Source organism: Paenibacillus sp. JNU01 (assembly GCF_059130585.1).
This window is the reverse complement of sequence record NZ_CP169723.1, coordinates 388,020-411,886: the sequence shown is the minus strand read 5'-3', so window position 1 is coordinate 411,886 and position 23,867 is coordinate 388,020. Positions and strand designations below refer to the sequence as shown.

Sequence of the window (23,867 nt, the reverse complement as noted above, 5' to 3'; positions counted from 1 at the left end):
GCTTACATATTCAACCGCTAGTGTACAATTACACTCCCGCCTAACCTATTCCATGCTTAAAGTATAAGGAAGTCTACTAACCCCAACCTTGATTATTAAGCCATGAAAATAGCATGATCTAGACATGGGTCTGAGTAGAATCTGATGAGAATCTGAAGACCAAAAAAGCGATGGTTGCCCATCGCCTCATCACACCAAACATATTTTCAATAATATAATTCCAACGTAAATCCTTGGATCTCCGCTTCAACTTCCCGCAACAATTCGATGACTTGATCTGCGTAATCTCCAAGAATTTCTTTGCTCTTCTCGAAGCCAAGCCATTGAACGGTAAGCGGCATGCTTACAGCCCCGGTTAAGACATCCCACAGCGCGTCCAGATTGCCTCCGTAGTTCTCGTCTAACTCAAGCTGATTCCGAAGTACTTGATGCAATTCTTCCTTGCTGTGAATGTGGTATCCGTCAATCTGAATATTGCTCATATCATGACCTCCGTTTATTTTAACTGTTCAAATGACTTGTAATGATCTGTCGTCTTATAGATCAAACCGTCATTCGAGTATAGAATTCGGTCGCTTCCGCGCCGTCCTCCTGTGTAATTGATATCGGCTTCATACCATATCCGGCCTTTTTTGTTAGGGAGTAGTCCTTCCCGGTTCCCGAACACGTCACCGCCGATGCTTTTACCTGGAGCCACTTCATGTAAATTTCCTTCACTGGCTTCCCATCCCAGATCCCTGGCCTCTTTCTTGGTGATATAGTTGGGTGGAAGCTCTTTATGCTCCGAGATATAATTGGCAACCTCATCGAATCCCATATCCTCCGAAACTTGAGGTGATCCGACGTCTAGTAAAGACTCTGATGTACAACCGGAGAACAATAATGCGGCGAGGATGATTACTAATGTGTAAGCGAATTTTCTGAAAAACATAATCTTTTCTCCTTTAGGTGTTCTTGCTATGCTGTCTACCGTTTATAAGCCTATCATTGAAATGAAATTCAATCAATAAAAGCAGTTAGTCCTGCTCCATAGTGCACAGAGTTATTCTTCAACTAAAAAAAAGCCGCTAAAAATAGCGACTTTAATCGTATCACGAATCATGATCATTCGACACATGTATTATATTATTTTAATTTATCCATCCAGTTCCGCAATGCTACGACAACCTCGTCCAACTGTTCTTCTTCCGTAATAGCAGGCTGATTGTCTCCTTTTTGCATACCGTATGAGCCGAATTGACCGTGATTCCCACCCTCAATAGTGACGTATGTTGTGTCTTCTGGAAGATTTGCTTTGGCGCTCTCCCAGTCTTCCCGGTTAAGCACTCCGTCATCCGAGCCTGTAATCTGTAAGATAGACAAGTCCGTATTCTTCAAGCTACCTCCTTCATCCGCATAAGAAGCCAAGAAAAAGACACCTTTCAACTTCTCCGAATGCTCGGCAGCATACCGTGATGCGAATGATCCTCCCAATGAATGGCCGCCAATAACAAATGCTTCATCGGGGTGTTCCTCTACAAAGGAATCAGCCTTGTTCTGACCGAAAATAGCCAAGTTTATTGGCATATTCGCGATGTATACGCGGTGTCCCTCTTCTGCCATTGCTCTGGCAAGCGGAGAATAACTTTCAGGTTCGACCAGACCGCCTGGATAAAAAATAATATTCGGTTCAGTTACCTCTGTACCCACCGGTTCAAACCGGTAACCGTCCTTAATCTTGGTGACATTAACCTGTGCATCACTTATCATTGCCGCTTCAGCTCGTTCAGAAGGACTATACGTAACCGAATTAAGATATACGAAAGCTCCGGCTACGATGATAACGATGGACAAGATCGTCCATATGATTATCTTCTTCCATTTGTTTATACGTTGTGCTGTTTTCAACCCTAAAACCACCTTGTCATGAGGATAATGTGTTCTTATTTTAACTCTTCACAAATTATACTTACCGGTAAGTATAATTACAAGATGATTTTGCTAACCATCGTTATTTGTCATAAAATATTCATGGAGGGAAGTCCAATGACAGAAAAATCACACAAACGTTTGCCTGGAAGACCCAAACATGGCGATGACGATATCTCCATTCAGCAAACCATCATACAAACAGCTTCAAAGCTGTTCATGGAGTATGGCTACGAAGCAGTTACACTTCAGCAAATTGGCAAAGCATGTAACGTGTCAAAACCAACCATTTATTATCATTTCACCAGCAAGCCAGAGCTGTTTAAAGTTGCCTTCACAACGATGCTTCAGAATGTGAGCCGATTAACCTCGCATATGCTCGATCAATCCGAGAGTCTGGAGTCGGGGCTTGTGCGTTTGGCAGAGGCCAGACTGGCCAATCCACATGCAGAGATTGTCACGATGCTCCGAGAAGCTGAGCCTTTTCTTGACCAGGTCCAGATTCAGGACATACGGGATGCAGAGCATCATATTCACGAAGTGTTAGCCATTCATTTTCAACGGGCAATGGATGAAAACAGACTACGGTCGGACGATCCGTTTTTTCTGGCAGAGACCTTCTCGACCATGATGCTAATGGGTAATCGGGAAGATAACCTGAATAAATATGGTTCCAATTTATCATTAGGCCAGAGACTAGTGGATATTTTCATTCGCGGAGCGCAGTGAAATTGATTCTGCTTGAGAAGAGAAATTCTACCCTATATAAGCATGATAAACGCAAAGGAAGGTGTAGTTTTGGAAATTCTACCATGGCAAGAGGTTCATTTAATACTTCCTCTTCTCATAGAGATCAAGAATAAAGCTGTATTTGTGTATTCCGTACTTGAGCAAAGACAACAAGGAACTGTATTCGTAAATAACAAGCACAACATAACTTCAGCCCTGATCACAAGCTGTGGTGGTTTTTACTGTTCATTGGGGACGGCAAGCAATCGAAAATTTAATGATGACGTCATTCGATTTTTAATAAACAAAGAGAATCATAAAATAGATTTTTATGCACTGGCACTATTTTCGGAAGATTGGATCGATTTACTTGATAACTATGAATTACCGAACGCAAAGAAAATCAAACGCACATATTTTTCGTTCAATAAGATGAAGTTTACCGAGAGATACCAAGGAGATACTCACACTTTAGGTAAACACTTTAACCTCGTAGAATTAAATCCATCCATCGCAACGAAGTACATTAATGATTTTTACTCCTACTATTCAATTGTATGGGACTCTGTACTGCACTTTATTGCTAATGGTATTGCGCATTTTATTACTCGAGATAGTGAAATTGTTAGCGTCTGCTCTTCTCCGTATGTAGGTGGTGGTTATGCGGAGATCGATATCATCACACTTGAGGAACATAAGATGCAAGGATTGGCTACAGCTGTCGGTGTTCGGTTTATTCAAGAGTGTATACACAAAGGATTAGTACCGAACTGGTGCTGTCACGCCGATAACATTGAATCATTACATATGGCAAACAAGCTTTGTTTTGATAAGATCGAGGAGCAACCAATGTATTGGTATAACGCATAAATGCGCAAAATTTGGGGCAACAAGGAGAGCTGATATGAATATCCCCAGAGGAACTTATGGGTTTCGATTCGCCGAAGACAAAGAGCTCCAACTGTGTGTACTCTATGCAGCCGGAAGTGATTCAATAACTGAACCTTCTTATCATTGGGATGGACTTGAACGTTCGGACGGGCCTCTTCTATTATTCCAATATACAACTTCGGGTGAAGGTGTATTTGAGTCAAACAATTGCATACATCATGTTTCCGCAGGACAAGCTTTTTTGGCAGAAATTCCAGGAGCACATCGCTATTACTATGATTCAGCGTCAAAAGAACCTTGGGAGTTTCTGTTCCTGTTGTTCAGGCCCACTCTTATTCTGTCCCATTGGCGAAAATTCCTTCGGGAAGCGGGAGAAGTTCCCTATCTCCCCGTTGATTGTACACCCATCCGATTGTTGCGTATGATCGTGACTGATGCGGCGGCAGGCAGAATCACTGATCCCCTGATTGCATCATCCAGCGTATATCAGTTCATGACAGAATTGACCCGCTTACAGAGAACAACATTACGCAACAAGGAGAATTGGTCTGAAAACATTCAAATAGCCGTTGAATATATAGAGAACAATTACTCCAAGATGATCAGTATTGATCACCTTGCCGAGTATGTTTCCCTTTCCAAATATCACTTTATACGTCGCTTTTCCTCCAGTACAGGCTTGACTCCAGGTGCTTATCTCACCCGTGTACGTACCGAGAAAGCTTTCGAACTGCTGCGCGGAACTACTCTTAGCATTGAAGTCATCGCCGAACAAGTTGGTTATTCCAGTGGAAGTTATTTTATCAAAGCTTTTCGCAGTATAACCGGGGTTACGCCAGGCGAATTTCGAAGCGGTGGTGAAAGCCTTGTGTACCGTAAATTATTCTTCGACTAACCGCAATATTTTGCTATTACACACTCAACATTACTGTAGATATTAATAAAATCCTTTATTATGATGAATTTAGCGAGAGCAATAATTAATCAGTAGAGGAGTATTCCCATGAATCATACGCTTGCAGCATCAACTCCACCGCTTGGCTGGAACAGTTGGGATTGTTACGGTGCGGCTGTTACGGAAGACGAAATTCGTGGCAACGCGGAGTACATGGCAGAACATCTTAAAGACTTCGGCTGGAGCTATATTACGGTCGACATTCAATGGTACGAGCCTTTGGCCAATTCTTCGCAATATCGTCCATTCGTTCCACTAATCATGGATGAATATTCACGGCTTATGCCTGCTGAGAATCGGTTTCCCTCTGCTGCCGGTGGACAGGGATTTAAGCCATTAGCCGACTACGTTCATAGTCTGGGGTTGCAATTTGGCATTCACATCATGCGGGGTATTCCACGTCAAGCTGCACATGCAGGGACTTCGATCCTGGGCACAACCGCCACTGCGCGCGATATTGCTCATCCGAACTCCATCTGTCCGTGGAATACGGATATGTATGGTGTCGATAGCTCAAAAGAAGGCGCACAGGCCTATTACGATTCGCTCTTTGAATTATATGCCCAATGGGGCGTTGACTTGGTGAAGGTAGACGATATCGCTGCTTCCAGGCTCTATGATACTCATCAGCCCGAGATTGAGATGATATCCAAAGCGATTGAGCGCTCCGGGCGCACCATGGTACTGAGTCTCTCTCCTGGGCCTGCTCCGGTGGAATACTCGGAATTCTTAGCCGCACATGCAAACATGTGGCGTGTTACGGATGATTTCTGGGATCTTTGGCCGCTGTTATTGGATATGTTTGATCGCTGCCGGACGTGGCAAGGGGTTTCCCAAGCAGGCTGCTGGCCAGACTGTGATATGTTGCCATTGGGTCATATCGGTATCCGTTCTGTAGACGGTGGTGGAGCGGATCGCTGGACTCGGTTCACACCTGACGAGCAATTAACGATGATGTCACTGTGGAGTATCTTCCGTTCCCCGCTCATTTTTGGTGGTGAACTGCGAGATAACGACGAATGGACGCTGTCCCTGTTAACCAATCGTGAGGTTCTGCGAATGCATCGCGAGAGTTATGGAGCCAGAGAAGCCTTCCGCCAAGAAGATCTTATTGTGTGGACTGCCCAACATGCGGATGGTTACGCTTACGTCGCTGTATTTAACACAGGAGAGAACCCCCTTCCCGTGGATCTGTCTTTTGATAAGATTGGACTGTCCGGTATTACCGAAGGTAGCGAATTGTGGAGCGGGGATGCGGCTGAAATCACACTGAATTCTTTAACTACAACTGTGCCAACACACGGTGTACGTCTCTATCGGTTTTCTTAAGCTTCAATAAGAAAAAGAGAGGTCTGTCATTCATTAGGCAGACCTCTCTCATTTATGTTCATCCTTAAGATGAACTCGAATGATGAACAGTTTTGGACATACGTCCAAATTGAAGCATATATAGCATAGTCATCGCAATAACAAACAAGGCGAGCACAATAAATATATTACTGTACACAAAAGCTGTCTTATTTTGAAGCAGAGGGTTAAGTTGAAGCGTTGCTGTTCCCCCGTCAAGAACCTTTCCTAAGGCAGCAGTAGACACAGACACTGCAATGAAGTTAAACATGGATAGTAGCCCCATCCCTATTCCAATTTGCTCTTTGGGAAGCGTCTGAGCAATGGTATTTGAGACCGCAATTTGTATATAAGACTGACCCAGAACACCAAAAACAAGAAAAAAGGAAATCAAGACCGGTGTAGCACCTACAACTAACGATAAGCTTATAAAACCAACAACAAGTAGTGAAGATGCCGTATACAGTAAAAAAGGATTCCCTTTTTCATCCGCGAGCCTTCCACCTCTGCGTCCGAGAAGTGCAGCTACGAGCGCAGAAGGTAGCATAATGACACCTGTCCATGCTGGGGATAGACCATGTACTTCCGAGAGCAATTGTGGCGTAGTAAATGGAATCGCAGGACTGATAGCGACCAGAAGGAATGCAATTCCCATTCCAGCTGAATAGGCTTTGTTTTGAAATAAGGCCGGTTTTACAAACGGCACTTCCGCATAACGAATACGCACGATGAACAGTAGCAATAAGATAATCCCGGTTAGTAGGAACCATGCATTAGATTGGGTTAATGAAAGCAAAAGTGTAGCAACTGTTCCTGCTAATAACGCTCCACCCAAATAATCCATTTTTTCACTGCCGCCTTTTCCATCATCCAGGTATTTTCGATAAAAAGGTAGCGTAGCAAGAGAAAGTAATGGGATCACAAAAAGAAATTCCCAACTCAAAGCGCTCGATACAAATCCGGCCACGATCGGAGCAAGGGCATTTCCAAGAGCTATGCCAATGGCAGAGGTACCCAAGGCTTGCCCGCGTCTCTCCGGTGCGAAGTATCGAACGGGAATAATCATGGCCAATGCAGGTATGACCGCTGCACCAGCAGCCTGCACGATCCGTGCGATAATAACCATCCAATACTCTGTTGCCACCATCCCCAGAAGAGAGCCTGCTGCCAATATCCAAAGACCAAACGAAATTAGAACCTTCATGCTGTATTTATCGGTAAGTTTCCCGTAAGTCACTGTACCAATCGCATATACAACTAAATAACCTGTAACGATCCAGCTCGATTGAGAAGCAGTAAGTTGGAACTCTTCGCCAATCACAGGTAATACAACATTAAACATCATTCCATTCATGACTGATATAATCAGTGTAAAAACAAGAACACGGAGTAATAACGCTTCTTTATTGGTGTTCATCATACTCTCCTCAATTCTTTTGAATATATTTAGTCTGTCAGTACTTACTGTCATTAAAAAGCTTAAAAAAACTAGGGAGTTAATGCCCTAGTAAACGTCCATACACTCTCTGTAATGATGCCTTCCAATGAGAGCCCTGGAAAAAGCACTTCTTCTTCGAGATTATTTATGAATACACCATAATTCAATGACATGAATGAAAAAGCTTGCAGTTCAGGATTGATTTTAGCCAACTTTCCTTTATCATACATGATATTAAAGTAATTGGTTAGAATATCCAAAAGTTGTTGAGGATGCTTTACCGTTCTCTCTCTATAACCGGGTAAATTCTCTACTTCCTTGAGGCTAATCATAAACAATTTTCGATTACGGTTCATGATATTATGATATGTCTTGCTGATTAGCAACAAATCTGTATACAGATCCCATACCAGTTTTTCATTGAAGATCCTTGTCATCTCTTCTGCATAATGATATTGGTCAAAGGCAGTCTCTAACAAGTTTTGTTTAGTTTTAAAGAGACGAAACAAGGTTTTCTCACTTAGTCCGGCTGTTGTGGCTATTTCCTGTGTCGTCACACTTTTATAGCCTTTTTTTGAAATTAAATCGATGGCCGTCAACATTAATTTTTCTTTACTGCTAAGATTACTGCTGATGGACATGTTTATATCCCTCCTTCCTGTATGTCAGTATCCACTGTCATTGATGCAATGTTAACTAAAGAACTTTTTATTGTCAAGGTGTATTTCCAATAGCACTTGAAAGCACAAAAAAAGCCGCTAATTTAGCGACCTGGACGGAACTATGATCTTATAATTTTGATTACGAATCGACAAACAACCTTCATAATGCCCTTCATATTCATAAATCCATTTTCTTGATGGAGACGACGGCTTTTCCTTTCACACGGCCTTCTCCAATATCCCGAAAGGCTTGAGCCGCTTCGCTTAACGCATACTCCCGATAAACAATCGGCACGACTTCTCCTGATTCAACAAGTTCTCTCCACACCTCTTGATCCTCATGATTCGGTTTATGGATAAGAAGCATTATTTTCTTATGTTCAAGTCTGGCAATGAACGGTGCACATATCAGATTGAGAAGAATACGGGGCATTGGGCCTCCGATCATTACGTACCTGCCTCCACTACCTAGTGCACGTTTCAAAGCAAAAACCGAGTGCTTTCCGATGACATCCAGAATCAGGTCGTATTGTACACCTACAGCAGTGAAATTCGCTTTCCTGTAATCCAACACATAGTCAGCTCCCACAGCAAGTATCATGTCGAGCTTTTCAGCACTGTCAACGCCAGTCACCTCAGCCCCAAGCAATTTGGCATATTGGATGGCATATGTTCCGACTCCGCCACCGGCGCCATTAATCAGAACACGCTGCCCCTTTTGCAGCTTTCCCCGATCACGTAGACCTTGCAAAGCCAGAACGGCTGCTTGAGGAATAGCCGCTGCCTGCACATAGTCGATACCGGTTGGCTTGAGTGTCAAGGCCTCCTCAGCCGCACATACATATTCCGCGAATCCCCCCCACCCGCAACCGGAAAGATCTCCGAACACCTCGTCTCCTGGTTTGAACCGTGTAGCAGATGCTCCAACGGCGATTACGCGCCCTGCGACGTCTGCGCCAAGAATTCGATAACGCGGCTGCCTTGCCGCGCCGATGCGGTTAACAAATGGCTTCCCACGAAGGAGATCCCAATCCCATGAATTTACCGAAGTCGCATGGACCTCAATTAACACTTCATGATCCTTGGGCATAGGGACAGATACTTTTTCCAATCGCAGGACTTCTGGTGTTCCATAGGTATCATATACCAATGCATTCATGAAGTTATTTCCCGATTTTTGGGGTAATCCAGCATGATACGTTTTTCCGCCCATGATCAGTCTCCATTCGATAGACATAGTTGTATCCATGGTCCATTACGCATACCCAATCTTCCTGTCAAACAACGGATACGTTGATATATATTCAGCGGTTTCACTTGTAGAAGATTTGTAATGTTGGAATACTTAAAATGCGAGATCATCCATGGCATGAACGGCAAGATGAAATGCTTTCATTCTTCTTTCCAGAAGAGTCTTTTGAGGGCTACCTTCTTTGGCCTTGGCATACATGCTCTCAAGGGATGGAAACAATCCAATCAAGACAAGACGGGCTTCTGTTATATCTTCCTTCGTGTATGAATGAGCTTTTTGATTCCACTGTTTATCCAACAAAGCTAGACCAATGTAAAAAGCTTGGAGACGTTTCTGTAGCAATGTTGTGTTATTACTATTCTGAGTCATATTCACTAAGGCATTTTCCGATTTGCGGATGGTTGATTGAAAGGCTTTGATGGATTCCAGTTTGTCTTCCTGTGACACATTTTCCATGGAGTACAGACCTCGCTTTCTTGCTTGATTTGGTATTCAAATATATTAAATTAAATCACCTCATAAATATAACAAAAAAAGCCGCTAAAACTAGCGACTTTCAATGTGAAAACTGTATAGTCTTCATCAGTTCTAGAGTACCTTTTCCAAAAAGCTGATCGTCCGTTCATTCTTCGGATTTCCAAATATTTGTTCAGGGGTACCCTGCTCGACAATATATCCACCGTCCATGAAGATGACGCGATCAGCTACTTCACGTGCAAAACCCATCTCGTGTGTAACAATGATCATCGTCATACCTTCGCTGGCGAGATCTTTCATAACCCCCAGAACTTCGCCTACCATCTCTGGATCAAGTGCCGAAGTTGGTTCATCAAATAACATCACATCCGGGTTCATGGCAAGCGCACGAGCGATAGCAACCCGTTGTTTTTGCCCGCCCGAGAGTTGAGTGGGGAAACTATCCGCTTTATCAGACAACCCGACACGATCGAGTAAGCTAAGGCCCGTTTTTCGAGCCTCTTCTGCGTTTAAAACCCCTAATTCTCTTGGCGCAAACGTTATATTTTTCAAGACGTTAAAATGAGGGAATAAGTTAAAATGTTGAAATACCATGCCGATATTTTCACGCGCTTTGTTAATGTTGGTTTTAGGATCATTGAGGTCCTGATCATCCACGATAACTCGACCTGCTGTGATATCCTCCAATTGGTTGATGCAGCGCAAGAAGGTACTTTTTCCTGAGCCGGAAGGTCCGATGACACAGACGACTTCTCCTTCGTTGACCGCTACATCAATTCCCTTGAGAACCTGATTCGAGCCGAAACTTTTCTTCAAACCTTCAACTTTAATTTTAGCCACGACGAACCTTCACCTCCAGATAATCAGCAACTTTGGTCAATGTGATGATAACAATCAGATACATAACCGCAACCGTTAACCAAATGTCAAAAGAGGAGAACGTTCTTGCGATGACAATTTTACCCGATTGTGTCAACTCTACAAGACCAATAACGGATAGGATGGACGTATCCTTCAGCGTGATCACCATCTGGTTAATAAAGGATGGAATCATAACCCGCACTGCCTGCGGAATGACAATCTTAATCATTGCTTTGCGATAAGGAAGTCCCAATGAACGGGCAGCTTCCATCTGACCACGATCAATCGATTGAATCCCGCCTCGGATAATCTCAGTTACATATGCTCCTGCGTTCAAACTAAGTGTCAGAATAGCCGCCAAGAACAATGGCATCGTGAAGCCCATCGCCTGTGGAATCCCGAAATAGATAAAGAATGCCAGGACAATCAGCGGAATACCGCGGAAGATATCTACAAATACAGTGGCAACACCACGTAGGAATTTGTTCTGTCCCACCTTCATGAATCCGAATATCAAACCAATAATAAACGCGAAGAACAGTGACACAATCGTATATATAAGTGTGTTCCCCAGACCTTTAAACAAGGCAGGAAGAGATTTCTGAATGAGCTCCCAGCGACCTTGATTGGCGACTTGGGCATTCTCTCCAACATATTCCGCAATAATGCGCTCATACTCACCATTAGCTTTGATATTCACGAGACCAGCATTGAACATCTCCAGAAGCTCCTGATTTTTATCCTTACTTACCGCAAATCCGTAGGAAGCCCCGTCTTCTTTGTCAGTAACCACTTTCAGACCATTATTCTGTTTTACCCCGAATCTTAGTACAGGTTCATCTTCAAAACAGGCGGCGGAATTACCGGTCTTAACATCATCATACATTTGGGAAGAATCGTCGAATGGAACAATGGTAAATCCATATTTCGAAGCGATGGATTCAGCAAAGCTGTACCCCTCTGTACCCGTTTTCACGGCGACCTTTTTACCACGAAGATCCTCGTAGCTCTTTATGGTATCATTATTCGCGCTAATACCCATGACTACGCCTGAATCATAATATGGCTCTGAGAAATCAAATTTTGCTTTTCTTTCATCCGTAATACTCATCCCTGCAATGACACCATCAACCTGATTGGCCTCAAGTGCCTGTACAGCTGCGTTAAATCCGAGAGCTTTGATTTGGTACTTGAAATTTTGGTCTTTGGCGATGGCATCCAGCAAATCCATATCAATACCTACATAATCACCATTCTCGTCTTGATATTCGAATGGAGCAAATGTGATATCGGTTCCGATAATATAAGTTTTACCTGAATCGGATGCTGCAGCAGCGTTCCCAACCCACCCTGATAGACCGCTCACCAGGAGCAGCATCAGTGAAAGTATAAAAAATGAGATCTTCGTTGTTTTCATGTGTCCTCCCCGTCTCGGTTGTCCGAATAATCATTATTTTCTTTGAAATCCGTATTGCTGTTAACCTTTTTGTCGATCTTCTGCTTATTTGATTGTTATTATTTACTGTATATTAACAATCAATGCTTTGCCTTTCCACTTGCAACATTTTCCTCCATCATTTTTTTCCAACCAGTAAAAGCCCTCTTTATACTTACCCTTTAGGTAAGCTTTACGAAACCCAATATTACATCGCAAATCTGAAAAAGGTACATTTACTTTAAAACGTATTATTTAAAATTTAAAACTCAAAAAAGCCGCGATTTCCGCGACTTCTTGTTGTACAGTTTTTTTATCATCTATTAATTTTCTCTGGTTGTCAATACAATCTCGAACTTAGAACCAGCTTCACCCGCAAACACAATGGTTCCGTTCTCAGGCAATACAATTTCATTTTTTCCACTGACCACTGTATGATTAATACCTACACCTGCTTGGTCATATACAGCAAATGCGCTGTTTGAAGACATCTTGACCGTCATTTCTTTACCTGCGGCCGATGCAGGAATTGAGTACCATGTAGCATGACCATTCGCTTGAATTGTTGTCTTCGAATGTCTTCCCGCATAGATCGGTTTTATGATATCTTGAGCGGCATAGACATTGCCTCCGGCTGTAACGTATTCCACACCATTTTCTTCATATAAATTGAACTCCATTGTGTCACGTCCTGCTAATCCAGGAATTTGCAATTGGTTTACGGCTTGGTTAGCTCCCATAATTTTATTGGTGTAGATATAACCAGGCAGCTCATTAAAAGTATGAATGGGAATGATCGGCATAGCTGCATTGTACAATGTGGATGTGTATTTTTCATTGACCAACACGTATGCTTTGCCCTGCCGTTTCTGCCATGCTGCATTTACTTCTGCAGACAGTTCATTAGTTTCAAGCTTTTCTGCTTTATATTCAGAAGAAGCAACTTGTCCAAGTCCGGGAACAGACTGATACGAGCGAGACCACAAGTATGTGTTTCCGTTGACTTCCTGAACGAATTTGAGCTTTTCCGTACCCTCATCATTAATGAATGAGCCATCAGCGCTGTAAGTATATGTCTGATCTTGGCTGTTAGGAGACGACAAGTTAGATAGCGTTAATTGTCCACCATCCTTCACGGCCAAGTTCAATAACATGTTTGCACCACCGCCATACGTACCCGTATGCTTTGTAAGTTCCTTCGGCATGGTTGCTTTTACCGGTACACCATGTGACTTCTCCGGCTTACGCTCTAGAATAATATTCTTTTCCTCAAGCGCGCCAAGCAACAGCTCAGTTGCCAGCAATTGATCGGTTGAGCTATGACCACCCGAAGAGGTTACGGCAGCAGCCATGTTATATTCCGGTAACACAATCAATGAGGAATGATAGGTTATCGTATTGCCACCTTTGCTTACTGCCTGAATGCCGTAATCATTAAAAGGAAACAGGTTCACGCTGTCCCATCCCAGGCCATAGCCAATGGACGAATCGCCTTCTTCCGGCCACATGCCTCTTTTGTATTCTTCTTGCTGCATGGCCTCTACAGATTGCTGTGAAAGAACCGTTTCAACCTCACCTGTAAAGATTTTCGAGAATTGGACTAGGTCTTCTGCGGTGGAATAGATACCTCCCGACCCAATCATATTGGTAGTCTCTAATGGAAGTTTCTCCTCTTGCGACGAGGAATATGTTGCTGCCATTTGGCTAAGGTCCACAATATCCTGCGGTGTTTTAGTATGATCCATCCCAAGTGGTTCCGTTATGTAACGGTGCATGAACGTGGTGAAACTCATGCCGCTGACCCGTTCAACCAGAATTTCAGCTAATGTAAAACCATCGTTACTATACACCGAGTATGCACCAGGATCGGCCTTCAGATGTTGCGTCGCCAATTGTTCCAGTAACGTATCATGTGCATAGGTATCATGATCTCCAAACAGAATTGCACTGTTACTTGACGTTCCGAGAAGTCCGGATGAATGATTCAGGAGCATACGTGGTGTAATCTTATCGTAACGATTGTCTTTCATTTTAAAGTCCGGGATATACTTCACGACAGGCTCATCAAGATCGATTTTACCTTGTTCCACCAGCTTCATTACGGCGGTAGCAAGCACCATTTTACTGGTTGAACCAATGCCATACATGGTATCAGACGAAAGCGGAATGTTGTTTTTTAAGCCATCTTTGCTGGCCTGACCGGAAATTACAATCTCGCCCCCATCCATCAGTGCGTACTGTACACTTGTCGTAGCGTATGATTCGGTAAGTATCTTCGCCTTCTCACTTGCTGCCTTTTTAGTTACATCATACGTAGGTCTACCACCATCACTGGTAGCGGGTGTGGCCATGGCCGACATTGGGGACATCATCGCAAGCACCAAGGTTATGGCTGCGATAGAACTTCGTTTCTTTCGTGTCAATCTCATCTTCTCCTGTCTAGTCTATGGATTAGGAATCTCTGTGGTAGTACTCCAGTAGTGTAACCGAACATGATGAACTGTCTATGGCTTGAATATGAATCGAGTATGAACCAGCCAGGAACGACCAAAATAAATTGAACACATGATAAAGAACCCTTTAGTACAACTCTGTTTTGTTTACAAAAAAAACTTTTTCCATGATAATATATCAATCAATGGAGTGCCAATAACGACCGTAAATACATAATTAAAAGCAATCCATAATGCCCCATATTGGAGTTGAATTTATGCTAAAAGTGAATCGAGATGACCCTCGCCCGATCTGGCAGCAACTTTTGGATCAAGCGATTCAACATATTACAACTGGAAAATGGAGACCAGGTGAATTATTGCTCCCATCCCGCGAACTCGCCCAATTGATTGGTGTTTCACGGTCAACCATACAGATTGTGTACGAGGAATTATTCAGCCGAGGGTATACGGTAACTTCCCGTCGGGCAGGGACAAGGGTTAGTGATTGGGCATACGCCCCGCGTTCATCAGAAGAAACCACGATCCAAGGGCCGCTTCCTCCCGAACTGCCTGCACTAACCGAATCTATTGGTCATCTGCATCGTTGGTTCGGCAATAGAGACCGCCGTAAGATCGAGATAGATTTTAATCCCCACGAGCCTTATCTGGATGAAAGTTTCACAAAAGCCTGGAGGCAATCTTTTTTACAAGCTTCCACTGAACCCAATCTGGATCTTTGGGCTTACGGCGATGCCAGAGGTTTACTGGCGTTAAGAGAGCAGATTCAGCGTTATTTGTCACTTGAACGAGGCATTCATATCGAAGTGGATCAAATCTTGTTAACGTCCGGTGCACAACATAGCATTGATTTAATCGCTCAGGCCCTCTTAAGTGAGGGAGACAGAGTTTCCGTAGAAGATCCCGGCTTCCCTGCTGCTTGGATGGCGATGAAACACCGCCGGATGCAAGTCGATTCTGTTCCAGTCGATGAGTATGGATTATGTGTAGATCTTATTCACCCAGAGACAAAACTCGTATATGTCACACCTTCTCATCAATGCGCAGCAGGTGTTATTATGTCAGAACCTCGCAGGCAACAATTAATGCACATGGCTGCTCATCATCGATATTGGATTGTTGAGGATGACTACGATAGCGAATTTAGGTACCGTGGAGATCCACTTCCGACTATATTCAGTCAGCAACCTCAGAATACGCTTTATATGATGAGTTTTTCCAAAATGGTTGCACCTGGCATTCGGCTATCCGCTATCATCGGGCCCAGAATAGCCATCGATCGTCTTACCCAAGTTCAAGAATTGACTTATCGTCATCTTCCGATTATGGAACAGTTAACGCTAACTCATTTTATTGAGCGTGGTCATTTTATGCGCCATATGAGAAGAGTTCGGAACATATACCGACGCAGACACGAAGTCATGACTAAAGCCATTGTTGCTTCTGGGTTAGGCTCACGATTTACATTAAGTGGTGTGGAAACGGGATTACATATGCTTCTAGAATCAGAAATGTCATTTGATGAAGAAGCGCTGACGAATGCTGCTCTTGATCAAGGTGTGCGCGTGTATCCGCTTAGTAGATATTGCCTGGAGAGTCATCGAAAAGGATGGATATTAGGTTTTGCGAAAGTGGATGAGGATCAGATTGAGGATGGCATACATCGACTTGCGAAGATTGTATTATGATGGAGAACATGCTCTCCAATTGGATTTGAAAGGATGTTTTTGCGATGAAAATTTTAGTGTTAGGAGCTACCGGACGGGTTGGAAGTCATTTTGTCGCTAGTGCCCTACGTTCCAATCATCATGTAACTGCACTGGTAAGAAGCCCGGAAAAGGTACATATCAGCGATGACCATTTCGTCCTGCTTCAAGGAAACGCTCTAGCCAAAGAGGATATTCATCACGCCATTCAGGGTGCTGATCTCGTTGTTAGTGCCTTAGGTACAGATGGAACGACTACATTATCACAATCCACGAAATTAATTGTTGAGGCTATGGCTCAGGAGCATATCAGAAGAATCATTACCATTGGTACAGCAGGAATATTGGAAAGTCGAACGGATCCTGGCTTGTTTCGTTTTCAATCCTCCGAATCCAAACGTAAGTCAACGCGCGCAGCTGAAGAGCATCTGGAAATGTACAACATTCTCAAGGCCTCAGAGTTGGAATGGACGATTGTATGCCCCACCTATTTATATGATGGAGAATCGCCCGGTAAGTATCGAGTTGAGCGCAACTACTTGCCATACGGTGGAACTTCAATATCTGTAATCGATACGGCAGAGTTTGCTTATCAGCAATTAATATCTGATGAGTATATACAGTCTCGTGTAGGAATAGCCTATTAGGGCGTGTCTTAAACTTCACTTATGGTGTATCTCTTCTGTTCAAAAAAATAAGTTCTCAATTTAAGCAAGCAACATTAAAAGCCTGCAATTGTAATCCATCAGGATCAATTGCAGGCTTTTAATGTTGCTGCTCTTAAACTATTCAAGCCCTTCATATAAAGGGTATTGCGAAGTGATTTCGCGGACACTACCTAATATCTGTTTTTTGACATCCGAGTTCGTTGGATTCTTGAAGGCAAGCGCTATAAGCTGACCGATTTCTTTCATTTCCCTGCCTCCAAGCCCCCTTGAAGTCATAGCCGGTGTTCCAAAGCGGATACCACTCGTAACCAAAGGACTTGCCGTATCGTGAGGGATTGCATTTTTATTTGCCGTAATCCCTACTTCATCAAGTAAAGCTTCGGCTACTTTGCCTGTAAGATCAATGGATCGTAAGTCAACCAACACCATATGATTATCTGTTCCTCCTGATACAAGGGTGAGTCCTTCATTAATTAATGTTTCTGCCAATACTTTGGCGTTATCCAGAACACTCTCCATGTATGTTGTGAAATCAGGTTGTAATGCCTCACCGAATGCCACCGCTTTCCCCGCTATGACGTGCATGAATGGACCACCCTGAATTGCCGGGAATACAGCTTTGTCGATCGACTGTGCCCACGGCTCCCCGCATAAGATGGCTCCCCCTCGTGGTCCTCGTAAGGTCTTATGTGTGGTAGTTGAAACAAAATGTGCATGTGGTACCGGGTTAGGATGCAAACCTGCGGCAACAATTCCGGCTATATGCGCCATATCTACAAAGAAAAGTGCTCCCACTTCGGCGGCAATCTGGGCAAATAATTCAAACTCAATGGTTCGCGGGTATGCACTTCCACCTGCAACGATCATGCGTGGACGATACTTATGAGCAAGTTTACGTACTTCGTCAAAGTCAATACGGCCCGTTTGTGCATCGACACCGTATGGAACAAAATTGTACAATCTCCCTGAAAAATTAACAGGACTTCCGTGTGTTAAATGACCACCATGGGATAAATTCATACCAAGGATTGTGTCACCGATCTCCACCGAGGCAAAATAAACAGCCATGTTTGCCTGAGCACCGGAGTGAGGCTGCACATTCGCATGTTCAGCTCCAAAAAGCGTTTTAAGGCGGTGATTCGCTATCTCTTCGACGGTATCTACATGATCACATCCGCCATAATATCTTCTGCCCGGATACCCCTCCGCATATTTATTGGTCAATACGGAACCCGTTGCTTCCATCACAGCTTGACTCACAAAATTCTCTGATGCAATCAGTTCAATCGTATTCCGCTGCCGTACAAGCTCTTGCTGGACAGCATTTCCTATGACTTGATCTTGCTTCTCCAAATGTTTCATGAACATCTTCCTCTCAATAATGAACTTATCTATTCGATCCAGCTCGTTTTTTGGGAATTCTACTATTCATTAGTAGATGCGCCATCATTCCTGCAAATAGTCCCCAAAATGCACCACCAACACCAAGTAAGGTCACATTGGCTGCGGTCGCCAGAAAGGTAATCAATGCGGTTTCGCGTCCTTTAGGCTCCGTTAATGCATTCGCGAGACTGCCACCAATTGTTCCTAGCAACGCCAGTCCGGCTAATGTTGCAATAAAGGTAGCAGGAAGAATCAAAAACAGTGCAGCTAAGGTTACGCCAAAAATACCAACAAAAATATAAAAGATTCCACAAGCAATCCCCGCTATGTACCGTTTTGTTGCATCCTCATGTGCATCTTTTCCTGTACATATCGCTGCGGTAATAGCCGCCACGTTAAAAGCATGTGATCCGAATGGGGCTGCAAGCAGTGATCCCAAACCTGTTACCGCCAGAATGGGATTGGCACTTGTCTTGAATCCATCATTACGCAAAACTAGCATTCCGGGCATATACTGCCCTGTCAGGGTAATAATGAACAGTGGTAGAGCAACGCCAAGTAAAGCATTTAACGAAAACGCGGGGAAAACAAGTACAGGAGAAGCGACCGCCAATTGGATCGTACTGAAGTCCGTTTTTCCCATACATATTAAATAAATCAAACCAACTGCCAATATGCCAACAATGGCGTAACGGGAAGTAAACCTTCTTAGCACGATGTAGGCGGCAAACAGCACAGTAACAAGCAAAGGATCAAGCTTAGCCCCTCCAAAGGCCGAAATTCCAAACTGTAGCAAAATACCTGCTAACAATCCGGAAGCGATGCCTGGGGGAATAAGTCGAACAAAACGTTCAAACATGCCTGACATACCCAAAATAATAAATCCGACTGCTGAAATCATGTAAGCGCCGATAGCTTCTGGATAAGGGGTCACCGCTAATGCCGAAACGAGAAACGCCACACCCGGTGTAGACCAGGCTGTAATAATCGGTTCCTTGTATCGATAACTGAGCCAGATCCCCGTTACTCCAACCCCAATCGAGATGGACCAAATCCAGGAAGCCGTCATTTCCGGGCTTAAACCAGCCACTTTTGCAGCTTGAAACACAAGAATAAATGTACCCCCGTAATTAACAATCACAGATATTAAGGCGGCGATCATCGGTGAGATCAGATCGCGACCACGTAATGAAGCAGATGCTGTCTTCATATTTAACACGACCTCTCACTTAATCATCGATGCGTGTGTTTTCATTCCAGTAATATTCGTCTGGTAAATACCGTGGCCCAAATACACTTGTTCCTACACGAATCATTGTAGCTCCTTCTTCAATGGCGACCTGGAAGTCACCGGACATGCCCATCGATAAAATATCCATTTCTACACGCGGAATATTTTTCTCTTTAATTTGATTGCGAATACGGTTTAACAAACGAAAGCAATGCCGTGTTTCTTCATTCGTTGCATTCAGTTTTCCAATGGTCATTAAGCCCTTCACGTTCAACGTTTCGAATTGAGTTAATTGTTCTACAAGCTCAATGGCTGTTTCTGGAGAGGCCCCAAATTTACTTTCTTCGTAGGAGGTGTTAATTTGAACTAGAATGTCTAGAGTCTTATTCTCTTTGAGAAGCTGGTTATGTAACGCCTGACCCAGCTTCAGACGATCTACGGAATGAATGAGCGTAACATATTTAACAACGTCCTTTACTTTGTTTGTTTGCAGATGTCCGATAAAATGCCATTCTACCTGTTTGTTTTGTTCCATAAGTGGAAATTTGTCCCGAAGTTCTTGAGCTTTGTTTTCTCCGAAAAGGACCTCACCTGCTTGAATAGCCATTTGTAATTTCTCTAGCGGTACCGTTTTGGTGGCGAGCAACAAGGTAATGTCCGATATGTCACGCCCTGAGGCCTGACAGGCCAATGCGATTTGCCGTCTTACCGATTGGAGATTTTCTTCAACTAGATGTTTCATGTCATTCGCCTTCTTTCTATTCCGCACAGGAATGAATCATTAAGATAACCTTCCTCCTTATGTATTGTGAAGATGTGTAGAACGTCATGCTAGTATATCAATCAATGGATTGGTTATACATATCCAAAAACATTATTTTGGAGCAATCCAAAACAAACTACCATTCAATTGGGGCACCTTTTGTAGGCTTTTAAACGCCAATAGGTCCATTTGATGTGATGTCCACACTTATAAAATGAAAAAAAGCCGCTAAATTAGCGGCTTGGTTATATCCCTATGCTCTTCTCCACAAGACGAGAAACATTGCATGTCATGATTTATTCGTTCACGTTTTCCTTCGTTACCAGCTTTAATTCAGCCGGGATCGATGGCTCCACCTGCTTGCCACTGAGCACATCCAGAGCTGCTTGCAGCGCCAGTTGACCAATCAGTACAGGCTGCTGAGCGACGGTTGCCGTCAATTTTCCATCTTTAATGGATTTGATTGCATCATCATTGCCATCGAAGCCGATGACCGGAATATCTTTCCCTGAGCTTTGAATCGCTTCAATCGCACCAAGTGCCATCTCATCATTATGGGCAAATACCGCTTGCACGTCCGGATTACCTTGCAGCAAGTTCTCCATGACATTCAATCCTTTGGACCGATCAAAATCCGCAGATTGTTTGGAAACCACATCGAGTTGCTTGTCAGCCACTTCATGGAAGCCTTTACCCCGTTCTCTTGTTGCAGAAGCGCCAGGCACACCCTCAAGTTCAATAACTTTGGCTCCTTCACCGAGTTGTTCCACGAAGTATTCCGCTGCCATGCGTCCACCCTTAACGTTATCCGAGGCTACTAATGCTGCCACTTCGCCTTTGTCTGCGGAGCGATCCAGCGTGATCACGGGAATGCCCACACTATTGGCCGATTGAACCGCTGTGGAGATCGCTGCAGAGTCAGCAGGGTTAATCAGAAGTGCACTGACTCCTTGCTGAATGAGATCATCCACATCATTGGTTTGTTTGGCCGAATCGTTCTGTGCATCCACCACGATGACCTGTACTCCCTGTTTTTTGGCTTCAGCCATGACCCCGTCCTTTAGTGATACAAAGAATGGATTGTTTAGTGTAGAGATCGACAAACCTATTTTTTTCTGTCCGTTACTTTTGGAAGGGTCAGGTTTGGCCCATTCCGGTGGTTCCAAAGAGCATCCGGCCAGAACGATAATCATCATCACACTTACAAGTGTTATTGTCCACTTTTTCATATTCGCTTCTCTCCTTATGCTGTTTTCTTGCGGTCCAGCAGGACGGCAATGGCAATGACGATACCTTTCACAACCATTTGGTAAAATGAGTTTACTTCGAGCAAATTCAATCCATTATTCAGTACGCCGATAATCAGAACACCGATCAAGGTACCGACAATTCGTCCACGTCCTCCGGCAAGACTTGTACCACCCAATACAACCGCTGCGATTGCATCCAGCTCATAGGATGTACCGGCCGTCGGTTGTGCTGAATTCAACCGAGATGTCAAGATTGCACCTGCCAGAGCAGCGAGCATGCCTGTCAGGGAGTAGATCATAATTTTCACGCGATTAACTTTGATACCCGAGATAATGGAGGCCTTCTCATTACCGCCGATGGCGTACGTTTTGCGGCCAAAAGCCGTTTTATGCAAAATAATCCATAGAATCATAAAGGTAATCAGCATCGTGATTGCAGGTACCGGAATGCCCAGCAGGTATCCACGGCCGAACAGTTGGAACAACAGGTTATCCCCTAGTCCTGTAATTGGATTACCATTTGTATACACCAACGTTAATCCTCTAAATATCGTCATGGTTGCCAATGTAGCGATAAACGGAGCCATTCTTCCTTTGGTAATCATCAGTCCATTCACCATACCCATGACACCACCGAGTGCTACCCCGATAATGATGGACAAGATTGGATCCAGACCGGACAACATCATATTTGCTACAAAAGCACTGGATAAAGCCAGGATCGATCCAACGGACAGATCAATTCCACCCGTCAGGATAACAAACGTCATACCGAAGGCAATCAGTGCATTAATCGAGACTTGACGCAATAAATTCAAGATATTAAGCGGTTCCAAGAAACTTGGATTCAACACCGATACGATGAGAATAAGAATGATTAAGCCGAGCAGCGGTCCCAACTTTTGTATCACGCTTGAGAAACGGAACCCGCTTTTAGCCGTTTTGTTTTCCTGCATTGTTGTCATATCACTGTCCCCCTGTGGCCAATGTCATAATGTGTTCTTGTGTTGCTACTTCCCTTGCAACCTCGCCGCTGATGTGTCCTTCATGCACAACTGCGATCCGGTCGCTCATGCCAAGCACTTCAGGTAGCTCCGACGAAACCATGATGATTGCAACCCCTCGGTCTGTAAGTTCATTCATCAATTCATAGATTTCGCGCTTCGCTCCGACGTCCACTCCGCGGGTGGGTTCATCCAGAATAAGTACGCTTGGACCAATACCAACCCATTTCGCAATAACCACCTTCTGCTGGTTACCCCCGGATAGATTCCTTGCCGCCGTCTCGGAGGATTGTGTTTTGATCTGAAGACGTTTGATCAATGTATCCACGAAATCTTGTTCTTTCGAAGCGGAGATGAAACCTTTGCTCGAGAAACTGAACAGATTCGTCAACGCCATATTCTCGCGAATGGAGAAGTCTAATACCAGCCCCTCATCCTTCCGGTCTTCGGTAATAAATCCGATTCCATGTTTCACTGCATCTGCCGGTTTACGAATGTTCGCTTTTTTGCCGCGGATGAAGATTTCACCACTATCCAACGTATCCAAACCAAAGATTGTTCTCATAATCTCGGTTCGCCCAGAACCCATAAGTCCTGAGAAACCGAGGATTTCTCCCGCTCTCACCGTGAAGTTAATATTCTCGAACAACCCTTTGCTGCTGGCATTCCTTACTTCCAGAACAACTTCACCATAAGAAGGATTTCGGACAGGATAACGCTCGGTAAGTTCACGACCTACCATTTTCCGTACCACTTCATCAAAGCTTGTCTGTGGAATGGGCTGAGTGTCCACCGTTCTGCCGTCACGCATAATGGTAATCCGGTCACAGATCGTGAATATCTCCTCCATGCGGTGAGAAATGTACACGATGGATACTCCGTCCTTCTTCAGTGAGCTGATTACACCAAACAGTTTCTGTATCTCGCGCTCCGTGAGGGCGGCTGTTGGCTCGTCCATAATGATAACCTTGGCATCTGTCATAAGTGCTTTGGCGATTTCTATCATCTGCTGCTGCCCGACAGAGCATTCTCCCGCAGGACGTTCCAATGGGATGTCAACGGACAACTTTTCAAACTGCTCTTTGGCAAGCGCTTTCATCTGTCTCGTATTAAGCAGTCCCAAGGATGATGTCATTTCCTTACCAATAAAGAGATTATCTAGCACTGTCATTTCAGGCCACACGTTAAGCTCCTGATGTATAAAGGTGATCCCTAACTTCTCAGCTTCCTTCGGACTTGCAAAATAGTTTTCTTCTCCGTCTATTCTGATGGTTCCCTGATCTCGCTCATGGAGACCAATCAGAATGTTCATCAGTGTGGATTTGCCGGCTCCATTCTCCCCCATTAAGGCATGAACCTCACCGTCTTTTAGTTCAAAATCCACTCCGCTCAACACCTGATTGGTGCCAAACGCTTTATGAATGTTTTGCATCTGAATATGCATTACGCAACCT

General features: G+C 44.0%; 22 protein-coding genes. 6 read left to right on the top strand and 16 right to left on the bottom strand.

From position 1 onward, the window contains the following. Positions 1 to 206 precede the first annotated feature (206 nt). The 3 genes from NLBNIHML_RS01690 to NLBNIHML_RS01680 all read right to left on the bottom strand — a co-directional run bounded on the left by NLBNIHML_RS01690 (position 207) and on the right by NLBNIHML_RS01680 (position 1,887). Positions 207 to 482, bottom strand: a complete 276-nt coding sequence (locus NLBNIHML_RS01690) for a barstar family protein (RefSeq protein ID WP_339242661.1) — start codon at positions 480 to 482, stop codon at positions 207 to 209. Positions 483 to 496: 14 nt separating this feature from the next. Then, positions 497 to 931 (bottom strand): ribonuclease domain-containing protein, encoded by a 435-nt coding sequence (locus tag NLBNIHML_RS01685; protein WP_339261160.1) that lies wholly within the window; start codon positions 929 to 931, stop codon positions 497 to 499. Between the two features lie 194 nt (positions 932 to 1,125). After that, entirely contained in the window at positions 1,126 to 1,887 is a 762-nt protein-coding gene (locus NLBNIHML_RS01680) for an alpha/beta fold hydrolase (protein WP_494353602.1), read from the bottom strand. A gap of 138 nt (positions 1,888 to 2,025) precedes the next feature. Between NLBNIHML_RS01680 and NLBNIHML_RS01675 the strand changes: the two genes are divergently transcribed. The 4 genes from NLBNIHML_RS01675 (at position 2,026) to NLBNIHML_RS01660 (ending at position 5,812) form a co-directional block, all read left to right on the top strand. Then, positions 2,026 to 2,637, top strand: a complete 612-nt coding sequence (locus NLBNIHML_RS01675; RefSeq protein WP_494353601.1) for a TetR/AcrR family transcriptional regulator — start codon at positions 2,026 to 2,028, stop codon at positions 2,635 to 2,637. Positions 2,638 to 2,706: 69 nt separating this feature from the next. After that, positions 2,707 to 3,507 (top strand): GNAT family N-acetyltransferase, encoded by an 801-nt coding sequence (locus tag NLBNIHML_RS01670; protein ID WP_494353600.1) that lies wholly within the window; start codon positions 2,707 to 2,709, stop codon positions 3,505 to 3,507. Positions 3,508 to 3,541: 34 nt separating this feature from the next. Then, positions 3,542 to 4,423, top strand: coding sequence for a helix-turn-helix domain-containing protein (locus NLBNIHML_RS01665; protein WP_472478228.1), 882 nt, complete (start codon positions 3,542 to 3,544; stop codon positions 4,421 to 4,423). A gap of 108 nt (positions 4,424 to 4,531) precedes the next feature. Further along, the gene (locus NLBNIHML_RS01660; protein WP_494353599.1) at positions 4,532 to 5,812 is read left to right on the top strand and encodes a glycoside hydrolase family 27 protein; all 1,281 of its coding nucleotides are present in this window, start codon (positions 4,532 to 4,534) and stop codon (positions 5,810 to 5,812) included. Positions 5,813 to 5,876: 64 nt separating this feature from the next. On the opposite strand, the gene NLBNIHML_RS01655 is transcribed toward NLBNIHML_RS01660, so the two are convergent. The 7 genes from NLBNIHML_RS01655 to NLBNIHML_RS01625 form a co-directional block, all read right to left on the bottom strand. Continuing rightward, the gene (locus tag NLBNIHML_RS01655; RefSeq protein WP_445252953.1) at positions 5,877 to 7,250 is read right to left on the bottom strand and encodes an MFS transporter; all 1,374 of its coding nucleotides are present in this window, start codon (positions 7,248 to 7,250) and stop codon (positions 5,877 to 5,879) included. A 68-nt stretch (positions 7,251 to 7,318) separates the two neighbouring features. Then, a complete protein-coding gene (locus NLBNIHML_RS01650; protein ID WP_339261152.1) occupies positions 7,319 to 7,909 on the bottom strand; it encodes a TetR/AcrR family transcriptional regulator in 591 nt (196 codons plus the stop codon). A gap of 199 nt (positions 7,910 to 8,108) precedes the next feature. Further along, entirely contained in the window at positions 8,109 to 9,143 is a 1,035-nt protein-coding gene (locus tag NLBNIHML_RS01645) for an NAD(P)-dependent alcohol dehydrogenase (RefSeq protein WP_339261150.1), read from the bottom strand. Between the two features lie 132 nt (positions 9,144 to 9,275). After that, positions 9,276 to 9,638, bottom strand: a complete 363-nt coding sequence (locus tag NLBNIHML_RS01640) for a hypothetical protein (RefSeq protein ID WP_339261148.1) — start codon at positions 9,636 to 9,638, stop codon at positions 9,276 to 9,278. Positions 9,639 to 9,770: 132 nt separating this feature from the next. Further along, the gene (locus NLBNIHML_RS01635) at positions 9,771 to 10,499 is read right to left on the bottom strand and encodes an amino acid ABC transporter ATP-binding protein (protein WP_339261146.1); all 729 of its coding nucleotides are present in this window, start codon (positions 10,497 to 10,499) and stop codon (positions 9,771 to 9,773) included. Further along, positions 10,492 to 11,937 (bottom strand): amino acid ABC transporter substrate-binding protein/permease, encoded by a 1,446-nt coding sequence (locus tag NLBNIHML_RS01630; protein WP_339242645.1) that lies wholly within the window; start codon positions 11,935 to 11,937, stop codon positions 10,492 to 10,494. Before NLBNIHML_RS01630 ends, NLBNIHML_RS01635 begins: the two co-directional genes overlap by 8 nt. 341 nt (positions 11,938 to 12,278) lie before the next feature. Beyond that, positions 12,279 to 14,384 (bottom strand): serine hydrolase domain-containing protein, encoded by a 2,106-nt coding sequence (locus tag NLBNIHML_RS01625; protein ID WP_494353598.1) that lies wholly within the window; start codon positions 14,382 to 14,384, stop codon positions 12,279 to 12,281. Between the two features lie 281 nt (positions 14,385 to 14,665). On the opposite strand from NLBNIHML_RS01625, the gene pdxR reads away from it, so the two are divergent. Both pdxR and NLBNIHML_RS01615 read left to right on the top strand, forming a co-directional pair. Further along, positions 14,666 to 16,096 (top strand): MocR-like pyridoxine biosynthesis transcription factor PdxR, encoded by a 1,431-nt coding sequence (gene pdxR, locus NLBNIHML_RS01620; protein WP_494353597.1) that lies wholly within the window; start codon positions 14,666 to 14,668, stop codon positions 16,094 to 16,096. A gap of 44 nt (positions 16,097 to 16,140) precedes the next feature. Further along, positions 16,141 to 16,761 carry an NAD(P)-dependent oxidoreductase gene (locus tag NLBNIHML_RS01615; protein ID WP_494353596.1) on the top strand — a complete coding sequence of 207 codons (621 nt, stop codon included), beginning with the start codon at positions 16,141 to 16,143 and terminating at the stop codon, positions 16,759 to 16,761. A 138-nt stretch (positions 16,762 to 16,899) separates the two neighbouring features. Here NLBNIHML_RS01615 and glyA read toward each other — a convergent pair whose 3' ends face one another. From glyA to NLBNIHML_RS01585, 6 genes are all read right to left on the bottom strand, one after another. Continuing rightward, complete coding sequence (gene glyA / locus NLBNIHML_RS01610) at positions 16,900 to 18,144, bottom strand: serine hydroxymethyltransferase (protein ID WP_494353595.1); 1,245 nt, start codon at positions 18,142 to 18,144, stop codon at positions 16,900 to 16,902. Positions 18,145 to 18,169: 25 nt separating this feature from the next. Beyond that, positions 18,170 to 19,375 carry a benzoate/H(+) symporter BenE family transporter gene (locus NLBNIHML_RS01605; protein WP_494353594.1) on the bottom strand — a complete coding sequence of 402 codons (1,206 nt, stop codon included), beginning with the start codon at positions 19,373 to 19,375 and terminating at the stop codon, positions 18,170 to 18,172. Positions 19,376 to 19,394: 19 nt separating this feature from the next. After that, positions 19,395 to 20,138, bottom strand: coding sequence for a YggS family pyridoxal phosphate-dependent enzyme (locus tag NLBNIHML_RS01600; RefSeq protein WP_339242635.1), 744 nt, complete (start codon positions 20,136 to 20,138; stop codon positions 19,395 to 19,397). 317 nt (positions 20,139 to 20,455) lie between these two features. After that, the gene (gene rbsB, locus NLBNIHML_RS01595; protein ID WP_339242634.1) at positions 20,456 to 21,388 is read right to left on the bottom strand and encodes a ribose ABC transporter substrate-binding protein RbsB; all 933 of its coding nucleotides are present in this window, start codon (positions 21,386 to 21,388) and stop codon (positions 20,456 to 20,458) included. Between the two features lie 14 nt (positions 21,389 to 21,402). Beyond that, positions 21,403 to 22,365: an ABC transporter permease subunit gene (locus NLBNIHML_RS01590; RefSeq protein WP_445252824.1), complete on the bottom strand. Its 963-nt coding sequence runs from the start codon at positions 22,363 to 22,365 to the stop codon at positions 21,403 to 21,405. Positions 22,366 to 22,375: 10 nt separating this feature from the next. After that, entirely contained in the window at positions 22,376 to 23,857 is a 1,482-nt protein-coding gene (locus NLBNIHML_RS01585; RefSeq protein ID WP_339242632.1) for a sugar ABC transporter ATP-binding protein, read from the bottom strand. Between the last annotated feature and the right edge of the window lie 10 nt (positions 23,858 to 23,867).

Bases quoted from the DNA above. Each gene is read 5' to 3' on its own strand.
- NLBNIHML_RS01690 (WP_339242661.1), bottom strand. From the start codon at position 482: ATGAGCAATATTCAGATTGACGGATACCACATTCACAGCAAGGAAGAA.
- NLBNIHML_RS01685 (WP_339261160.1), bottom strand. From the start codon at position 931: ATGTTTTTCAGAAAATTCGCTTACACATTAGTAATCATCCTCGCCGCA.
- NLBNIHML_RS01675 (WP_494353601.1), top strand. From the start codon at position 2,026: ATGACAGAAAAATCACACAAACGTTTGCCTGGAAGACCCAAACATGGC.
- NLBNIHML_RS01665 (WP_472478228.1), top strand. From the start codon at position 3,542: ATGAATATCCCCAGAGGAACTTATGGGTTTCGATTCGCCGAAGACAAA.
- NLBNIHML_RS01660 (WP_494353599.1), top strand. From the start codon at position 4,532: ATGAATCATACGCTTGCAGCATCAACTCCACCGCTTGGCTGGAACAGT.
- NLBNIHML_RS01655 (WP_445252953.1), bottom strand. From the start codon at position 7,250: ATGATGAACACCAATAAAGAAGCGTTATTACTCCGTGTTCTTGTTTTT.
- NLBNIHML_RS01650 (WP_339261152.1), bottom strand. From the start codon at position 7,909: ATGTCCATCAGCAGTAATCTTAGCAGTAAAGAAAAATTAATGTTGACG.
- NLBNIHML_RS01645 (WP_339261150.1), bottom strand. From the start codon at position 9,143: ATGGGCGGAAAAACGTATCATGCTGGATTACCCCAAAAATCGGGAAAT.
- NLBNIHML_RS01640 (WP_339261148.1), bottom strand. From the start codon at position 9,638: ATGGAAAATGTGTCACAGGAAGACAAACTGGAATCCATCAAAGCCTTT.
- NLBNIHML_RS01630 (WP_339242645.1), bottom strand. From the start codon at position 11,937: ATGAAAACAACGAAGATCTCATTTTTTATACTTTCACTGATGCTGCTC.
- NLBNIHML_RS01625 (WP_494353598.1), bottom strand. From the start codon at position 14,384: ATGAGATTGACACGAAAGAAACGAAGTTCTATCGCAGCCATAACCTTG.
- pdxR (WP_494353597.1), top strand. From the start codon at position 14,666: ATGCTAAAAGTGAATCGAGATGACCCTCGCCCGATCTGGCAGCAACTT.
- NLBNIHML_RS01615 (WP_494353596.1), top strand. From the start codon at position 16,141: ATGAAAATTTTAGTGTTAGGAGCTACCGGACGGGTTGGAAGTCATTTT.
- glyA (WP_494353595.1), bottom strand. From the start codon at position 18,144: ATGAAACATTTGGAGAAGCAAGATCAAGTCATAGGAAATGCTGTCCAG.
- NLBNIHML_RS01605 (WP_494353594.1), bottom strand. From the start codon at position 19,375: ATGAAGACAGCATCTGCTTCATTACGTGGTCGCGATCTGATCTCACCG.
- NLBNIHML_RS01600 (WP_339242635.1), bottom strand. From the start codon at position 20,138: ATGAAACATCTAGTTGAAGAAAATCTCCAATCGGTAAGACGGCAAATC.
- rbsB (WP_339242634.1), bottom strand. From the start codon at position 21,388: ATGAAAAAGTGGACAATAACACTTGTAAGTGTGATGATGATTATCGTT.
- NLBNIHML_RS01590 (WP_445252824.1), bottom strand. From the start codon at position 22,365: ATGCAGGAAAACAAAACGGCTAAAAGCGGGTTCCGTTTCTCAAGCGTG.
- NLBNIHML_RS01585 (WP_339242632.1), bottom strand. From the start codon at position 23,857: ATGCATATTCAGATGCAAAACATTCATAAAGCGTTTGGCACCAATCAG.